This window comes from Bacillus sp. FSL R5-0603, from assembly GCF_038050295.1.
GTDB lineage: Bacteria > Bacillota > Bacilli > Bacillales > Bacillaceae > Bacillus > Bacillus subtilis.
In genome coordinates, this window is record NZ_JBBOYP010000001.1 from 399440 (window position 1) to 415643 (window position 16204).

Annotated in this window: 17 protein-coding genes and 1 riboswitch; of the genes, 10 read left to right on the plus strand and 7 right to left on the minus strand. The window is 46.2% G+C overall.

Annotated elements, in window-relative coordinates; genetic code table 11:
• Positions 1 to 4 precede the first annotated feature (4 nt).
• From NYE56_RS01920 to NYE56_RS01935, 4 genes are all read left to right on the plus strand, one after another.
• Positions 5 to 2116: a cellulose biosynthesis cyclic di-GMP-binding regulatory protein BcsB gene (locus NYE56_RS01920; RefSeq protein WP_341283387.1), complete on the plus strand. Its 2112-nt coding sequence runs from the start codon at positions 5 to 7 to the stop codon at positions 2114 to 2116.
• Between the two features lie 135 nt (positions 2117 to 2251).
• A riboswitch (cyclic di-AMP (ydaO/yuaA leader) is annotated at positions 2252 to 2395 on the plus strand.
• A 192-nt stretch (positions 2396 to 2587) separates the two neighbouring features.
• Positions 2588 to 4411 (plus strand): potassium transporter KimA, encoded by a 1824-nt coding sequence (kimA, locus tag NYE56_RS01925; protein ID WP_341283388.1) that lies wholly within the window; start codon positions 2588 to 2590, stop codon positions 4409 to 4411.
• A 58-nt stretch (positions 4412 to 4469) separates the two neighbouring features.
• Entirely contained in the window at positions 4470 to 4961 is a 492-nt protein-coding gene (gene mutT, locus NYE56_RS01930; protein ID WP_341283389.1) for an 8-oxo-dGTP diphosphatase MutT, read from the plus strand.
• A gap of 24 nt (positions 4962 to 4985) precedes the next feature.
• Complete coding sequence (locus NYE56_RS01935) at positions 4986 to 6710, plus strand: pyruvate oxidase (RefSeq protein ID WP_021481718.1); 1725 nt, start codon at positions 4986 to 4988, stop codon at positions 6708 to 6710.
• Positions 6711 to 6766: 56 nt separating this feature from the next.
• Here the strand turns inward: NYE56_RS01935 and NYE56_RS01940 are convergent, their stop codons facing one another.
• The 5 genes from NYE56_RS01940 to NYE56_RS01960 form a co-directional block, all read right to left on the minus strand.
• The gene (locus tag NYE56_RS01940) at positions 6767 to 6904 is read right to left on the minus strand and encodes a hypothetical protein (RefSeq protein ID WP_050496044.1); all 138 of its coding nucleotides are present in this window, start codon (positions 6902 to 6904) and stop codon (positions 6767 to 6769) included.
• A gap of 28 nt (positions 6905 to 6932) precedes the next feature.
• Positions 6933 to 7199 carry a hypothetical protein gene (locus NYE56_RS01945; RefSeq protein ID WP_341283390.1) on the minus strand — a complete coding sequence of 89 codons (267 nt, stop codon included), beginning with the start codon at positions 7197 to 7199 and terminating at the stop codon, positions 6933 to 6935.
• A gap of 103 nt (positions 7200 to 7302) precedes the next feature.
• Complete coding sequence (locus tag NYE56_RS01950; protein WP_032680356.1) at positions 7303 to 8580, minus strand: Nramp family divalent metal transporter; 1278 nt, start codon at positions 8578 to 8580, stop codon at positions 7303 to 7305.
• 229 nt (positions 8581 to 8809) lie between these two features.
• A complete protein-coding gene (locus NYE56_RS01955) occupies positions 8810 to 9067 on the minus strand; it encodes a GlsB/YeaQ/YmgE family stress response membrane protein (protein WP_003246519.1) in 258 nt (85 codons plus the stop codon).
• A 77-nt stretch (positions 9068 to 9144) separates the two neighbouring features.
• The gene (locus NYE56_RS01960; protein ID WP_339247063.1) at positions 9145 to 9597 is read right to left on the minus strand and encodes a DUF2188 domain-containing protein; all 453 of its coding nucleotides are present in this window, start codon (positions 9595 to 9597) and stop codon (positions 9145 to 9147) included.
• A 117-nt stretch (positions 9598 to 9714) separates the two neighbouring features.
• Here NYE56_RS01960 and NYE56_RS01965 point away from each other — a divergent pair, with 117 nt between their 5' ends.
• The 4 genes from NYE56_RS01965 (at position 9715) to NYE56_RS01980 (ending at position 11859) form a co-directional block, all read left to right on the plus strand.
• Entirely contained in the window at positions 9715 to 10533 is an 819-nt protein-coding gene (locus NYE56_RS01965; protein WP_076458439.1) for an EcsC family protein, read from the plus strand.
• Between the two features lie 128 nt (positions 10534 to 10661).
• Entirely contained in the window at positions 10662 to 11033 is a 372-nt protein-coding gene (gsiB, locus tag NYE56_RS01970; RefSeq protein WP_003234357.1) for a glucose starvation-inducible protein GsiB, read from the plus strand.
• 131 nt (positions 11034 to 11164) lie between these two features.
• Positions 11165 to 11497 (plus strand): cupin domain-containing protein, encoded by a 333-nt coding sequence (locus NYE56_RS01975; protein ID WP_268554628.1) that lies wholly within the window; start codon positions 11165 to 11167, stop codon positions 11495 to 11497.
• A 2-nt stretch (positions 11498 to 11499) separates the two neighbouring features.
• Positions 11500 to 11859 carry a YdbC family protein gene (locus tag NYE56_RS01980; protein WP_268554629.1) on the plus strand — a complete coding sequence of 120 codons (360 nt, stop codon included), beginning with the start codon at positions 11500 to 11502 and terminating at the stop codon, positions 11857 to 11859.
• A gap of 36 nt (positions 11860 to 11895) precedes the next feature.
• Here the strand turns inward: NYE56_RS01980 and NYE56_RS01985 are convergent, their stop codons facing one another.
• The gene (locus tag NYE56_RS01985) at positions 11896 to 12717 is read right to left on the minus strand and encodes a manganese catalase family protein (RefSeq protein ID WP_015382816.1); all 822 of its coding nucleotides are present in this window, start codon (positions 12715 to 12717) and stop codon (positions 11896 to 11898) included.
• An 84-nt stretch (positions 12718 to 12801) separates the two neighbouring features.
• Positions 12802 to 13854, minus strand: a complete 1053-nt coding sequence (gene dctB, locus NYE56_RS01990) for a C4-dicarboxylate TRAP transporter substrate-binding protein DctB (protein ID WP_003234350.1) — start codon at positions 13852 to 13854, stop codon at positions 12802 to 12804.
• Positions 13855 to 13923: 69 nt separating this feature from the next.
• On the opposite strand from dctB, the gene dctS reads away from it, so the two are divergent.
• Together dctS and dctR are read left to right on the plus strand one after the other, a co-directional pair.
• Positions 13924 to 15531, plus strand: a complete 1608-nt coding sequence (gene dctS / locus NYE56_RS01995) for a two-component system sensor histidine kinase DctS (protein ID WP_076458442.1) — start codon at positions 13924 to 13926, stop codon at positions 15529 to 15531.
• Positions 15521 to 16201 carry a two-component system response regulator DctR gene (dctR, locus tag NYE56_RS02000; protein WP_003234347.1) on the plus strand — a complete coding sequence of 227 codons (681 nt, stop codon included), beginning with the start codon at positions 15521 to 15523 and terminating at the stop codon, positions 16199 to 16201. The genes dctS and dctR overlap by 11 nt, the downstream gene beginning before the upstream one ends.
• The last annotated feature ends 3 nt before the right edge of the window (positions 16202 to 16204 follow it).

The window sequence follows — 16204 nt, forward strand, 5'->3', positions numbered from 1 at the left end:
CTTTTTGAAACAAATAATGATTTTTCTCACAAGCTTCATGCTGCTGGCGATGACTGGACAAACGGCTCTTGCCAAAGACGTACAGGTCAGCGGTTCGCTCCTCGGGAAAAGCAGCCAAGAACAAGCCAAACAGCAGGTGCTGACAAGCGAGCTGATTACACTGTATGGATCAAAAGACAGCGCAGAGCTGACGTATCAGATCCCGGCAGGCGCCTCTTCGGGCAATCAGCAATTGGTAATCGAATACGAGGCATCAAATCTTTTAATTTCTCCATCATCGTTAACGGCTGTCATTGATGATGAACCGGTCAAGACGTTAAAGCTTGATGGTGATTCCAAGCGGAAAACAGTGAAGCTGAATCTGAATAAAAGCCAGTCTGCGCAAGGCTATCACAACGTATCGCTGAAATTCTACGGCGTAATGAAAGAGGGCGTGTGCGTCAGACAGGATACGTCAGGCAACTGGATCAAAATTTATCCGGACAGCCGGCTGACACTTGCTGACAGCAGTGAAGCGAAGGGAACGTCGCTGGACCATTATCCGTATCCTTTCGCCCAATCTGGAAATACAGCGGAAGAAACAGCCATCGTCATTCCGGATGACCCAAGTTCAGCAGAAATAGAAGCTGCTGTTAAAACAGAAGGCTATTTGAAAACGGTGGACAGCAGTGTCAGTATTGCGTATGTCACGGAATCTGAACTGAAAAAAATCGATAAGCCGACGATTGTTATCGGTGTGGACAAGCATTGGAACGGCAAAGTGAAAAAACTGTTGAAACAAGCCGGGCTACAGGCAAAAGGAGAAAACCTTCTGCTTGCGGAGCGGGTGCTGAAAGCAGAGGGCAAACAGCAGCCGGTTCTGTTTGCGCAAGCGGCGTCCGAGGATACGCTCACTAAAAAAATCAGCGTGATGACAGATCAGACATATACAGGCCAGCTCAGCGGCGATACACTTTCAATCAGCAAGCTTCAGCAGACTGAAAAAAAAGAAAGCGATAAGCTGACCCTTGAGAATTTTGGAGCGGGCGATATCACAATTGGAGCCGACAAAACATCTTCAGCACATTATTTTTATCCGGCTTCGGCTGTTTTAGATGAAAACCAATCGGCGAAGCTGTCGCTTAAACTGAAAAAATCTGAAACGATTCAAGCCTCAACGGCTGAAAACGAGTCAGCCTCTCAGGCTGCAGAACTGAAAGTGATGATCAATGGCCAGCCGCACTCGGTCCGGCTTGATGAATTAGGAAAAGAAGATAAAAACGGATTCTATCATGTCACAGTGAAAGTGGACCCTAAGCTGCTGCAAAAAAACCGCTACATTGATATTCAGTTTGTCACGACTGGTTTAAAGGAAAACAACCCTTGCAACACCACTGATGAAGAAAAGTGGGTTTTTATCGATAAAAACAGTACATTATCATACGCCATCAAAGGCATGTCTCCGTCAGCGGATTTTCAAGAGTGGCCGCTGCCTTACGCCGGAAACCAGGATCAAACAACGTTAATCGTGCTTCCTGACACCGTAAGCCAATCGAAGCTTGAGGAGCTTTCTCTCGTGACGGAATCCTTTGGCAGCGAAGCACAGCATTCATTTACGGTAAAGAAATCATCTGACGTTACAGCAAAGGATGCGAAAGGACGAAACCTCATTTTCATAGGAGGGATCAATCAATTTTCTCTTCTGAAGGAGAAATCATCAGATCTGCTTGTGCCGCAGGAAAAGAACGGCTCGTTTGATGTATCTGGTTTCGAGATGCTGAATGAGACAACAAAACAAGTGGTATTTACCCAAGCATCGATTTGGGATTCGCGCTATACAATGGCTGTCTTTGCACCGTCAAAAGGAGATGGCACGGCTGTCACAAAAGAGATCATCAGTTATCTGAACAGCAACGATGAGTCGGCAACCGTCCTTAATGAAATAAACAGCCAGCAGGTGTTTACAAACCACCAGCAGCTCAAATCGGAAACAAACAGTTCCGATGCAGAACAACCAACACAGGATCATAGCCAGAAATGGATGTATATTGGTGTGCTGGCACTCATTATGGTGATTGCGGCAGTATTCATTTGGATTGCCGTAAGACGCAGAAAAAGAAAAACAGATACAGAATAAAACAGAGGCGATTTTAGCCTCTGTTTTTTTATTTTTGGTAAGTAAATTCCATTTGTGGAACCTGTCATTTTATTTTTTTCTCTCAGCCAATAAGCCTCTTTACAACGTGCGGGAACGGGAGTATGATCTCTTTTAGAAAACAAATCGCTTAATCTGAAATCAGAGCGGGGGACCCAATAGAACGGCTTTTTGCCGTTGGGGTGAATCCTTTTTAGGTAGGGCTAACTCTCATATGCCCGAATCCGTCAGCTAACCTCGTAAGCGTTCGTGAGAGGAGATGAATGAAACCTGTGTTCGATGTTATGGCACAGGGGCATCCGTTTGCCTCTGTGTTTTTTGTTGTTCATTTTTGAATGCAAATCGCATACAGAGACATCATAGCAGAAAGGACTATCATCAACATGTGAGAGCAAGACACTGATGTTTTATTGTTTTAATTGAAAAATGAGAAATTAAAAGGGGAAGACATCGATGTATCATTCAATCAAACGTTTTTTGATTGGGAAACCACTAAAATCCCAAGCAGCTGGAGAGCAAAAACTGACGAAATTAAAAGCCTTGGCTATGCTTTCCTCAGATGCGCTGTCATCTGTCGCATATGGGACAGAACAAATTCTAATCATTTTGGCAACAATCAGTGCTGCCGCATTTTGGTACTCCATTCCGATTGCGGTTGGCGTTCTCATCTTGCTGCTCGCACTGATACTTTCATACAGGCAAATTATTTACGCTTATCCGCAGGGCGGCGGGGCGTATATCGTTTCTAAAGAAAATCTCGGTGAAAAACCGGGATTGATTGCGGGCGGTTCATTGCTTGTTGATTATATTTTAACAGTAGCGGTAAGTATTTCCGCAGGCACGGACGCCATCACGTCAGCCTTTCCTGCATTGCATGATTATCATGTGCCGATCGCTATTTTTCTCGTGTTAGTGATTATGATTTTGAACCTGCGCGGTCTTTCGGAATCGGCATCCATTCTTGCTTACCCGGTTTATCTGTTTGTGGTGGCGCTTTTGGTTCTCATTGCGGTCGGGTTGTTTAAACTCATGACAGGACAAATAGACCAGCCAGCCCATCATACACCGCTCGGCACACCTGTAGCCGGCATTACGCTATTTTTGCTGCTTAAGGCTTTTTCCTCCGGCTGCTCAGCGTTGACCGGGGTGGAGGCCATTTCTAACGCGATTCCTGCATTCAAAAACCCGCCTGCGCGAAACGCGGCAAGAACGCTTGCAATGATGGGGATTTTGCTGGCGATTCTGTTTTCCGGCATCACGGTGCTCGCGTACGGATATGGTACGGCGCCGAAGCCTGATGAAACAGTGGTTTCACAAATTGCGGCCGAAACCTTCGGGCGGAATGTGTTCTATTATGTCATCCAAGGTGTCACATCGCTTATTTTGGTCCTTGCGGCAAATACGGGATTTTCAGCCTTCCCGCAGCTTGCCTTCAACCTGGCGAGAGACCAGTATATGCCGCGAATGTTTACAGTCAGGGGCGACCGCTTAGGCTTCTCAAATGGGATTATCTTTTTAGGCTTTGCGTCCATTGTTCTCATTATCTTATTCGGAGGACAGACGGAGCACTTAATCCCTTTATATGCTGTGGGCGTATTTATTCCATTTACGCTTTCACAAACCGGCATGTGCATGAAATGGATCAAGCAAAAACCAAAAGGCTGGATCGGAAAAATGCTGATCAACTCCTGTGGCGCTCTGATCTCATTTATGGTTCTATCCATTCTGTTTGTGACGAAGTTTAATGTCGTATGGCCTGTGTTAATCTTTATGCCTATCGTCGTTTTGCTGTTTTTTGCGATTAAAAATCACTATACAGCAGTTGGTGAACAGCTTCGCATCGTAGACAAAGAGCCGGAAGAAATCAAAGGCACCGTTGTGATTGTGCCTGTGGCTGGTGTCACCACCGTCGTGCAAAAATCGATTCACTATGCGAAATCACTGTCCGATCAGGTGATCGCCGTTCACGTGTCATTTGACAGAGAACAGGAAAAGAAATTCGAAAAACGCTGGGAAGAGCTTAATAACGGCGTGCGTCTCGTTACGCTTCACTCCTCGTACAGAAGCCTTGTCCATCCGTTTGATAAGTTTTTGGAAACAGTTGAGGCAAAAGCGAAGAAGGAGCAGTTTTCCGTTATGGTGCTGTTTCCGCAATTTATAACGAAAAAACGCTGGCACACCATCCTTCACAACCAATCGGCCTTCCTCCTCAGAGTCCGGCTGTTCTGGAAAAAGGACATAATGGTTGCCACACTGCCGTATCATTTTAAAAAGTAAAGCTCTAGGACCAAGGGAATCACCTTGGTCCTTTTTTGCGAGAAAAGGAGGTATGGCGGTGTATACACAAGGTGCTTTTGTGATCGTATTGAACGAAAGTCAGCAAATTCTGCTGGTGAAACGAAAAGATGTCCCTCTATGGGATTTGCCGGGCGGCAGGGTTGATCCCGGGGAATCGGCTGAGGAAGCGGCAGTGCGGGAGGTATTGGAAGAAACGGGATACAATGCAGCGCTTTCTGCGAAAATAGGTGTTTACCTAAGGCCAAAGTTTCAAGATGAACAGCATGTGTTTTTCGGAAGCATAACAGGCGGACAAGCAATGGCTAACGGCACAGAGACAGCGGGATTAAAGTGGGTTTCTCCGGGGCGTTTGCCACTTTTTATGGTGCCGAACCGAAAAAGGCAGATCAATGATTTCAAAAACGGCGCTCAAGATGTAAATGTCACCGTCAAGGATAGCGGGTTGCTCGCGGCGATCGACCTGTTGAAAAGAAGACTGGGCAAGCGATTCAGGTCTCCGGGTTTTAAAGCCTTTCTCCTGTGGTATTGAAAAAAGGAAAAAGGAGGATACGTTATGGCACATAAAACTGCAGGACAAGTAATGACAGAGCTGCTTGAGCAATGGGGAGTTGATCATGTATACGGCATCCCCGGAGACAGTATAAATGAGTTTATTGAAGAATTAAGACACGAAAGAAATCAACTGAAGTTCATTCAAACCCGCCACGAAGAGGTAGCGGCACTGGCAGCCGCAGCTGAAGCAAAACTCACCGGCAAGATCGGAGTCTGTCTGTCAATCGCAGGGCCGGGAGCGGTGCACTTATTAAATGGTTTATATGATGCAAAAGCGGACGGCGCCCCTGTGCTGGCGATTGCAGGACAGGTTTCTTCTGGCGAAGTCGGACGGGACTATTTCCAGGAGATTAAGCTGGAGCAAATGTTTGAGGACGTGGCTGTGTTCAACAGAGAGGTACATAGCGCAGAATCACTTCCGGATCTCTTAAATCAGGCGATCAGGACCGCCTACAGCAAAAAAGGCGTTGCGGTATTGAGCGTGTCAGATGATTTGTTTGCGGAGAAAATCAAACGGGAGCCCGTGTATACTTCACCAGTGTATATTGAAGGGAACCTTGAACCGAAAAAAGAACAGCTCGTCACCTGCGCCCAATATATTAATAACGCTAAGAAGCCGATTATCCTGGCAGGGCAGGGAATGAAAAAGGCGAAACGGGAGCTCTTAGAATTTGCGGACAAAGCCGCCGCTCCGATCGTTGTTACACTCCCGGCAAAGGGTGTTGTTCCCGATAAGCATCCGCATTTTCTCGGCAACCTCGGGCAGATCGGAACAAAGCCGGCTTATGAGGCAATGGAGGAATGTGATTTATTAATCATGCTTGGAACGTCCTTCCCGTACCGTGATTATTTGCCTGATGACACGCCGGCGATACAGCTCGATTCAGACCCGGCAAAAATCGGAAAACGGTATCCGGTGACAGCGGGCCTTGTCTGCGATTCGGCTCTCGGCCTGCGCGAATTGACAGAGTATATTGAACGCAAGGAAGATAGAAGATTCCTGAATGCCTGCACAGAACATATGCAGCATTGGTGGAACGAAATTGAAAAAGATGAGACAGAGGCAACAACACCGCTTAAACCTCAGCAGGTCGTGGCACGTCTTCAGGAAGCGGCAGCCGATGATGCGGTGCTCTCTGTAGATGTCGGCACTGTGACAGTCTGGATGGCGCGTCATTTCAAAATGAACGCGAACCAGGATTTCATCGTTTCCAGCTGGCTTGCGACAATGGGTTGCGGCCTGCCGGGAGCGATCGCAGCAAGCTTGTCCGAACCGGAACGCCAGGCGATCGCCGTCTGCGGTGACGGGGGATTTTCCATGGTCATGCAGGACCTCCCGACCGCCGTCAAATATAAGCTCCCGATCACAGTCGTCATTTTAAACAACGAAAATCTCGGCATGATTGAATACGAGCAGCAGGTCAAAGGCAATATCGACTATGTCACAAAACTTCAAAATGTCGACTATGCCGCATTTGCAGAAAGCTGCGGAGCAAAGGGCATCAAAGTGACCAAAGCGGAAGAGCTTGCGCCGGCTTTCCATGAGGCGCTGCACTCTGACCAACCGGTCGTTGTGGATGTCATGATTGGAAACGAACCGCCGCTTCCTGGCAAAATCACCTACGGGCAGGCGAAAGGCTTTAGCAAATACATGCTGAAAAACTTCTTCGAAAACCAAAAATTTGAAATGCCGTCACTGAAGAAAAGTTTGAAACGGTTATTTTAAAAAAACAGAGGCCCCAAAAGGCCTCTGTTTTTTGTTGGAAACAAACGTATTTTCAGCTATAGCATGTTTGAATTCATAAAATGATCGGTGTATGTATTAGGAACTGATTTCGCCATACTCGAAACAGACAAAAGGACAAATGCATCTTGTTTCAAAGGAAGATGCATTTGTCCTTGCATGCTTATTCTTATCAAATCTTACAGAACTCTTCTTATTATAAGCTTATTTCTCTTGTTTCTTCAGCCCGAAGAAGAAAGGGAAAGCAGAACCGACCAAGAAGGTGCCGAATAAAAACATGCCGCCGATAAACACATGGAAATTTGTGTGTCCGGCCGTAAACGCCGTGATTAGGGAAATGATACTGAGCACGATCATGGCAATGCCGGGCGCGACTCTCATTTTTCCCTTGGATTTATGGGCAGCAACAGAACATAAAATGCCGATAACAATAGGAACAATCCACAAATAAAACAGAATAAATACTGACATCATCAAAACTCCGATTTTTCTTCTATCATAACAAATTTCTGTCAAAAAGGGTATCAATGAGCTTTTGCGAAAAAATAAAAACCGGCTTTAGAAGCCGGTTTTTTTATCGAAACGTATCTACAATTAAAAACACATTCAAAGCAACGATCAATACCGCAATCAGCCAAGACACCACTGTGACCCATTTGGCGTTGATCAGAGATCCCATGATACGTTTATTGCTTGTAAACATAATAAGCGGAATGAGGGCAAAGGCGATCCCGAAGGACAGCACGACTTGGCTCAGTACGAGAGCGGTCGTCGGATTAACACCTGACGCGATGATCAAGATCGGCGGAATGATCGTGATAAAACGCCGTACATACAGCGGAATGCGGTAGTTGATAAATCCTTGCATAATCACGTCGCCTGAAAGTGTGCCGACAGACGAACTGGATAGACCGGCAACGAGCAGCCCGATCCCGAATAAAGCAGCAGACATAGGGCTGACAAGATGTCCGAATTGCTGAAATGCGACGTCGAGATCCTCAACAAACAGGCCGTTTTTGAAGAATAATGCGGCAGCCACAATCAGCATACTTGCATTAATAGCCCCTGCAATCAGCATCGCTATTAAAATATCAATAAATTCAAACCTAAAGATTTTTTTCCGTTCTGCATCAGTTTTTCCAACCACCCGCCGCTGTGTAAGGGCAGAGTGCAAATAAATGGCGTGCGGCATAACAGTTGCGCCAAGAATACCCGCTGCAAGAAGCACACTGTCGGTGCCATGAAACGCCGGGACAAAAAGGCCCTTCATCACTGACACGGCATCAGGCTTTGCGAAAAAGGTTTGCAGCGCAAAGGCGATCACGACCACAAACAGCATACCGGCAATACCGGCTTCAAGTGAGCGATAACCGCGGCGCTGAAGCTCCAATATCGCGAAGGAACCTATCGCAGCTATAATAGACGCTTCAAGCATCGGAATGCCGAACAGCAAATACAGTCCCAGAGCCGCTCCGATAAATTCCGCCAGATCAGTTGCGATAATGACCAGCTCGCCCTGAATCCATAATCCGATCGAGACAGGCTTCGGGAATTCTTCACGGGCAACCTCAGGCAAATTTTTGCCTGTCGCAATACCGAGTTTGGCAGATAGGGATTGAATTAAAAGCGCCATGATATTAGAAAATAAGATCACCCATAAGAGCATATATCCGTATTTAGAACCCGCCGAAATATTCGTTGCGAAGTTGCCGGGATCAATATAGGCAATGGCTGCTATAAATGCAGGGCCGAGAAAAGGGAGCAGCCCTCTGAATCCTCTGATTTTCCCGTCAAGCGCATCTTGGACGGCTTTGGAACGGGGAGATTGTGCTGTGATGTCCTTGTTCATCATGTCTCACCTGAATTCTGTTTGTTTTTGCCGTACAACAAAGAGTTTCCTTAAGGCAAATTATTTTATCTACATCATATGACCATCCCGGTTTCTTGTCAACCGAAAATGTTCAAAATACACTTCTGAATTTTTCCCTGTTATGTAACATGATATGTAGGGATTCGGGATAAGGTCCCATATAAAAAGACATCGTTTCAGTTCGAAACGATGCCTTCTGTATCTAATGAGTCTAGGCTTCCTTCCGCAGCCCGCGGAATATAAGGCCCAGCAAGAATACGAAGATGGCTGCCCCGATGATGGCCGGGAAAATAGCAAAGCCGGCGAGGCTCGGTCCCCATGTGCCAAGAAGTCCGTGCCCGATCCAAGCGCCGATCAGCCCGGCAATCATAGAGCCGAAAATTCCTCCCGGCAGCCGGTTTCCTACAATGGCGCTCCCAATTAATCCGATAACAATAGCAACAACTAATGAAACCAAAAAGCTAAGCATCATGATCACCTCTCATAAATGATTTACCAATCAATAACCGCTCCTGATCATTTCGAAACACCTAAAAGCATATTCCTTTATGATCCTGTTTTAATCTTTCTCTGCACACTGCCGTCAGCTAAATGAACAATGACCTCAGTGCCTTTATGCGCCGCGATTTCCTTTGCCCGTTCAATCGCTTCTTTCTTTGTATCCTTGATGTCAGACACACGTTTGGCGCCCTCGGCTTTGACTGCCCAGCCTTTTTTATGCTTAATAACATGCTCTGCTTTATTCATGAGCTCGGGGCCGCTGCCGCTGCTTGGATCAGCATCGCGTTCTGTCTCATCATCATGCGTCAGGAAATCATCAATTTCATCTGTAGAGGCGTTTTCCGCCCATTCCTTCGCTTTGCTTGTCGCAATTGGAATCGCGCGCCCTTCCTCATAGCCTTCATCAATCATCGCATTCGCAATGTCTATCGCCTTTTTTCTCACCGGCTTCTCAAGATTTTTTAATGAAGCAGGATAATCCTTCATCGACCAAGGCATGTCCATCACTCCTTTTCCTTTTATAAAAATGGTACCCGCAGGTGAAAAATAAAAACGCATCCGAAAAAATGAAGGTATACTATATAGTAGAAAAAACGGAAGGGAAGTGCGGATTGGGTGCCAACAGAACGAAAAGAAGACTTACATCAGCAATTAAAAGAGATAGAGAAATGGGAAAAAGATCAGCAAAAAATCTGGTTTTGGGAAAAGCTCAGCCGTCTCCCGTTTCAACTGCTGGACAAGCTGACACCAGAATTCATCCAGAAAAAGATCGGCAAGCTCTTGGATGAGGTCGGCAGCTTTGTTCAAACAGGCGGACAGTACCTGACATCTGAAAAACAGATTATCAGGATGTTTCAAAAGAAACTGCCGGAGGAGATCTTTGAATCGCTGGAGGACATCCGGAAAGCGCCTCTTCCTGTCATGGATGAAATTGCGGAAGGAATGGGCAAAAACAGAACCAACGCAGCAACCGTTCAAGGCGCGACAACCGGTGTGGGCGGCGTGTTTACGCTGGCGGCAGACATTCCGGCAGTGCTTGGCTTATCACTAAAAACATTACAGGATATCGCAGTCGCATACGGCTATGATCCAAAGGAGAAAAAAGAACGCGTCTTCATTGTGAAATGTCTGCAGCTGACGTCGGCTGATGTTGTCGGCAAAAGATCGATTTTGCAAGAATTAAAACACTACGATCAAGACCGTACATATAAGAATGTCGCTTCTCAAATCCAAGGCTGGCGAGAAGTCGTTTTAGGCTATCGAGACACGTTTGGCTGGAAAAAACTTTTCCAGATGGTGCCGGTTGCCGGAATGGTTTTTGGCGCCGCTGCCAATCGCTCAACATTAAACGACATTACCGAGACAGGCATGATGCTGTACAAAAAGAGGCGCATTCTTGAACGACTGAAAGAAACAGAACGAGAGATGGAATAGCAGAAAGCAGACGGACACCGCGATCCGCCTGCTTTTTTTAGTGGAAACATACCCAATGTGTTTTGTTTGTTTAAAAGAATTGTGAGCGGGAATACAACAACCAACACCAATTAAAGGAGGAATTCAAAATGGCAGACGATAACAAAATGAGCAGAGAAGAAGCAGGTAGAAAAGGCGGAGAAACAACAAGCAAGAACCATGACAAAGAATTCTATCAAGAGATTGGGAAAAAAGGCGGAGAAGCCACTAGCAAAAACCATGACAAAGAATTCTATCAAGAAATCGGTGAAAAAGGCGGAGAAGCCACTAGCGAAAATCATGACAAAGAGTTCTATCAAGAAATCGGCGAAAAAGGCGGAGAAGCCACTAGCGAAAACCATGACAAAGAATTCTATCAAGAAATCGGCCGTAAAGGCGGAGAGGCTACAAGCAAAAATCATGATAAAGAATTCTACCAAGAAATCGGCTCAAAAGGCGGAAACGCCCGCAACAACGACTAATCAAAAGCATAAAGGCAGACAACCTGTAAATAAAAAAGCGATCCGGCACATCAGCTGGATCGCTTTTTTTTGGAATCTTCTCAATTTATGCCGCTATTGCGATACAATAAGTGAAAAAGGGGTTTTCGCTAATGTCCAAGATGCAAAACTTGCTCGCCATCGCAAATGAAGTCAAAGAAAAGCACGCCAATTTTTCAATCTCAGAGGTCAACGACCACTGCGTGCGCCTTGCGGTGTTTACGGGAGAATATGACTGGCACCATCACCCTGACTCAGACGAATTGTTTATCGTTCTTGAAGGGGAGCTGCTGATCGATTTCAAGGACAAAGAAACCGAGGTGCTCAAAGCAAATGACAGCCTGCTGATCCCGAAAGGCACGGTTCACCGCACACGCTCTTACGTCAGAACGGTGAATCTCTGTGTCGAGCATCAACAAGCCAAAACCGTCATCATAGAGGAGTAGCCATGCTGATCAAAAGGATTGTATGTGAAGTAGACGCTCCAAACGCTGAAGCATTTGCAAAAGCGCAGTCACAGTGGGAAGCATTATCGCATATAAGCGGCTTCATCAAACAGGCCGGCGGCTGGCGAAAAACGATAGACGAGCCGCTCACCGCAGAAATCATCAGTGTATGGGAAAACAGAGAAGCCTATGATCATTTTATGGAGAACGAACATGACAGCATATACGAGGAAAACGATCAGAAGGCTGTAATTCTTTCGATAGTGGTGACGGTGTACGAAGAGGATAAACCGTTCGTTCATGATCTGTTACATAACCCTGATATCCGGTACGAACCAGACTGGACGGTTCTGAAGGCATAATCAAAGCCCGAAACATCATGTTTTGGGCTTGTCTCTTTACTCGCGTCCCGGAAGTGTATTATGAACAAAAGGCGGGGCTGGTTTTAACTCCGGTTTTTCTCCAAACGTTTTTGCTTCTTTCACATATTCAAAGGCTTCTCCGTCCGGCGCTTTTTCATTCAGCCAGTTTTGCTTGGCGCTTTCTTCGCCTTCAGAGAAATTGATAAGCTGATGTGAGAACTCTTGTTTTTCGAGCGCTTTCGGGAATGTACCCGGCACAACCGGACCTTCCTGTGCTTCTAATTCTTTAATGGCGGCGAGCCATTGATTTTGGTGCATCGTGTCACGCGCCAGCAGGAAGCTGAGCATATCTTTGACGCCTTTGTCATCCGTCATTTCAAACAGGCGTGCGACCTGCAGACGGCCCTGAGATTCCGCATTCAGGTTGGCGCGGAAGTCTGCCAGCAGGTTTCCGCTTGCTACGATATAACCGCCGCTCCAAGGTACGCCTGTACTGCTTTCCGGCATGGCGCCAAGTCCTGATACAATCGCATGGTGAGGGTTCATGCCGCCCAGGATGGAGCCGATGACCGGATCTTCAGCAGCTTTTTCCTGCTGATCAAGAGGGGCATCCTCAAGAAGTCTGGCAATCATCGTTGCGATCATTTCAACATGCCCGAGCTCCTCAGTTGCCGTATCCATCAGCAAGTCCTTGTATTTTTCATTTCCTCTTGTGTTCCAGCCTTGAAATAAGTACTGCATGGCAACTGAAATTTCTCCGAATTGCCCGCCTAAAATTTCTTGCATTTTTTTAGCGAATAATGGATCTGGACGATCTGGTTTAGCAGGATGCTGCAGCATTTTTGTGTGCTTAAACATGTACCCATCTCCTTTTTCGATTATCTCTTTTTATATTTCCGATCGATAGAAAGATAAACGAAAAACAGCGTATCGAGATGGGAACTATGAATCTTTTCGCAGCTCCAACAGTTCCCGGATCAGCTCCCGGCCAAAGATGGGCTCATACTGCCGATAAACAGGGTCAAGACGCTTCATCCATTCTTGTTTCTCTTTATCTGACAGCTCATAAATATGTATAGCAGAATTCTTTTTGATTTCTTCCAGCTGCTCCTTGTTCATTTGTTCGGCATACGTTTCATTCCACTCCGTCGTCTCCTTCATCGCTTCAGTCAAAATGCGCCTTGTTTCTGGTGTTTGCGCCTTCCAGAAGTGTTCATCGGTCATGACAGCGTAGCCGAGGTAACCGTGGCTGCTTATTGTCAAATAGTCCTGAACATTATAAAATTTTTTAGAATAGATGTTTGAAATTGTATTTTCTTCGCCATCGACTACATTGTTTTCTAACAGCTGAAAGGTAGAATTGAAGGATTCCTGATGAGGTGTTGCGCCAAGCAGCTTGAACTGATCCTCAATCACATCGCTTTGCATAATGCGCAGATCCTGCCCTTTTAAATCATCCGGTGTTTTGACCGGCCCTTGATTTGTTGTGATTTGCTTAAAGCCGTTCGTCCAATAGGCCAGTCCTTTTAATTGGTTTTTCTTTAGAGAATCAAACAGCTGTGTGCCGATGCTTCCGTTCAGCCCTTTTTTGACGGCGTTGTAATCTGTAAAAGCATACGGCAGATCCAGCACTCCCCATTCAGGCGAGAGCATGCCGAGCTTCGATGTGGAGGGGGCGATAAATTGAACATCGCCGTTTTGCAATGCTTCAATTTCTTCAATGTCCGAGTACAGGCTTCCATTCGGAAATACTTCTATTTTTATTTTCCCGCCTGATTTTTCGTTCACCAGATCAGCGAATTTATTGGCGGCCAGCCCTTTTGGCGTATTTTCAGCAACCACGTGGCTGAATTTAAACACGATTTGATCCTGCAGGCCTTCCTGGTCGTCATCATAAACAATCTTTTTATTGCCGGTATGATCATGGAATCCGATAAATAAAGCGGTTGCAATTCCAGCGATCATCAGTGCGAGACATGCAAGCAAACTCTTCATGAAAAGCCCTCCCCTATGTTAAGGATAATGGGGGAAATGACATTCGTAAAGACCTGAAAGGAGAAGCTGATGAACAAAAAGAAGCTCTCAATCCGTTGGAAAATCACGATCTTATCCTATATACTCGTCATTTTCTCCTTTTTGATCGGCGGCATTGTGCTCATCGGCAACATTCAGCATACAGAGGAGCGGGAGCTGAAAAAGCGGCTGATGAATACGGCCCGGACGGTGTCAGAGATGACAGAAGTGAAAGAAGCCTTGGCGCGAAAAAAACAAACAGAAGCTGTTCGCCATGCGGTTGAAGAAATCAGGATGATTAATGAAGCAGACTATATTGTCGTCATGGATATGAATCACATCCGATATACGCATCCTGTCAGCACAAGCATCGGCAAGAAATCAGAAGGTGCAGACGAGGAGGCAGCGTTTGCGGAGCACATTTATTTCTCTGAAGCAAAGGGCGAGCTCGGCACGGCGGTTCGCGCTTTTTATCCGGTTAAGGATCAAGACCTGAACCAAATAGGCGTGGTGCTTGTCGGAAAAACGCTGCCGGGGATCGCTGACATCCTGCTTCATTTAAAGCGTGATATCGCATTCATCGTTGTGCTGACACTCGGCTTCGGCCTTGCTGGTTCCTTTTTGCTGGCCCGCCATATCAAAAAACAAATGTTTCAGCTTGAACCCCATGAGATTGTCCGAATGTATGAAGAACGGACAGCGACGTTTCACTCGATGAATGAAGGGGTGATCGCCATTGACAATCGGCTCGTCATTACGATCTTCAATGAAAAAGCGAAACAGATCTTTGAAGTGCAGGGGGATCTGATCGGCAAGGTGATTTGGGAGGTTCTTAAGGATTCGCGCCTGCCCGAAATCGTGGAGCGGAACAAAGCGGTTTATAATGAAGAAATTCGTGTCAGCGGAAAAGTCATCATGAGCAGCAGAATTCCGATCGTCATGAAGAAAAAAGTGATTGGCGCCGTTGCGATTTTTCAGGACAGAACGGAAGCGGCCAAGATGGCAGAGGAATTGACTGGTGTCAGAAACTTTGTGGAGGCGCTCCGTGTCCAAAACCATGAGCATATGAATAAGCTGCACACGATCGCCGGCCTCATCCAGCTGGGGAAATCTGAAAAAGCCTTGCAGCTTGCATTCCAGGCGTCAACTGAGCAGGAAAATGTGACTGAATTTCTGCACCGCTCGATTCAAAATGACGCTGCGGCAGGCCTTCTATTAAGTAAAATCAGAAGGGGAAGAGAGCTAGGCATTGCTGTTCATATAGATGAAAACAGCAGTCTTCAGCAATTTCCCGAGCATGTTGATCAGCATGATATTGTCGTGCTTTTGGGGAATCTGATTGAAAATGCCTTCGGCTCATTTGAAACCGTTCAATCTGAAGACAAACGAATTGACATTAGTATCGAACAAACGGATGATATCCTTGCTATTTTAATAGAAGATAACGGCTGCGGAATTGATCCGGCACATATGCCTCGCCTTTACGACAAAGGTTTTACGGTCAATAAAACTGGCGGCACAGGCTATGGCCTGTATTTAGTGAAACAAATCATAGACAAAGGATCGGGCACGATAGAAGTTGATTCACATGCGGGGCAGGGGACATCTTTTTCTATCGTTTTTCCAATGAAGGGGGAGGAAGCACAGCATGGCTCGTAAAGAATGGAAGGTTCTGCTCATTGAAGACGATCCAATGGTTCAAGAGGTCAATAAGGATTTCATTACAACTGTTAAAGGCGTTACTGTCTGTGCAACGGCAGGAAACGGAGAGGAAGGCATGAAACTGATTAAAGAAGAACAGCCGGATCTCGTCATTCTCGATGTGTACATGCCGAAAAAAGACGGCATCAAGACCTTGCAGGAGATCAGAAAGCAAAAGCTTGAAGTGGATGTCATTGTCGTCTCCGCTGCAAAAGACAAGGAAACGATCTCACTCATGCTGCAAAACGGGGCGGTTGACTATATCTTAAAGCCGTTTAAGCTTGAGCGAATGAGACAGGCGCTCGAAAAGTACAAGCAATATAAACAAAAAATCGAAGCGAATGATACGCTGTCCCAGGAACAGCTTGATGCTATCCTGAATATTCCGCAGCAGGCCGTACAGGATCTGCCGAAAGGGTTGAATCACTTCACGATGAATGAAGTCACTGCTTTTTTGAAACAGCAAACCGCATCCCTTTCTGCTGAAGAGGTTGCCAAGGCGCTCGGCATCGCCAGAGTGACAGCCAGACGATATCTTGATTACTTAGAAAAAACCGGGATCATCAAATTGGACGTTCAATATGGCGGAGTCGGCCGGCCGGTCAACCGCTACGTGTTAAAAGGATAAACC

What these genes read in the sequence shown, in the direction of transcription:
- NYE56_RS01955 (WP_003246519.1), bottom strand. Translation starts at nt 9,067, where the DNA reads ATGCTTAGCTTTTTGGTTTCATTAGTTGTTGCTATTGTTATCGGATTA.
- dctB (WP_003234350.1), bottom strand. Translation starts at nt 13,854, where the DNA reads ATGAAGAGTTTGCTTGCATGTCTCGCACTGATGATCGCTGGAATTGCA.
- NYE56_RS01935 (WP_021481718.1), top strand. Translation starts at nt 4,986, where the DNA reads ATGGCACATAAAACTGCAGGACAAGTAATGACAGAGCTGCTTGAGCAA.
- gsiB (WP_003234357.1), top strand. Translation starts at nt 10,662, where the DNA reads ATGGCAGACGATAACAAAATGAGCAGAGAAGAAGCAGGTAGAAAAGGC.
- NYE56_RS01975 (WP_268554628.1), top strand. Translation starts at nt 11,165, where the DNA reads ATGTCCAAGATGCAAAACTTGCTCGCCATCGCAAATGAAGTCAAAGAA.
- NYE56_RS01950 (WP_032680356.1), bottom strand. Translation starts at nt 8,580, where the DNA reads ATGATGAACAAGGACATCACAGCACAATCTCCCCGTTCCAAAGCCGTC.
- dctR (WP_003234347.1), top strand. Translation starts at nt 15,521, where the DNA reads ATGGCTCGTAAAGAATGGAAGGTTCTGCTCATTGAAGACGATCCAATG.
- NYE56_RS01960 (WP_339247063.1), bottom strand. Translation starts at nt 9,597, where the DNA reads ATGCCTTGGTCGATGAAGGATTATCCTGCTTCATTAAAAAATCTTGAG.
- NYE56_RS01985 (WP_015382816.1), bottom strand. Translation starts at nt 12,717, where the DNA reads ATGTTTAAGCACACAAAAATGCTGCAGCATCCTGCTAAACCAGATCGT.
- dctS (WP_076458442.1), top strand. Translation starts at nt 13,924, where the DNA reads ATGAACAAAAAGAAGCTCTCAATCCGTTGGAAAATCACGATCTTATCC.
- kimA (WP_341283388.1), top strand. Translation starts at nt 2,588, where the DNA reads ATGTATCATTCAATCAAACGTTTTTTGATTGGGAAACCACTAAAATCC.
- NYE56_RS01980 (WP_268554629.1), top strand. Translation starts at nt 11,500, where the DNA reads ATGCTGATCAAAAGGATTGTATGTGAAGTAGACGCTCCAAACGCTGAA.
- NYE56_RS01945 (WP_341283390.1), bottom strand. Translation starts at nt 7,199, where the DNA reads ATGTCAGTATTTATTCTGTTTTATTTGTGGATTGTTCCTATTGTTATC.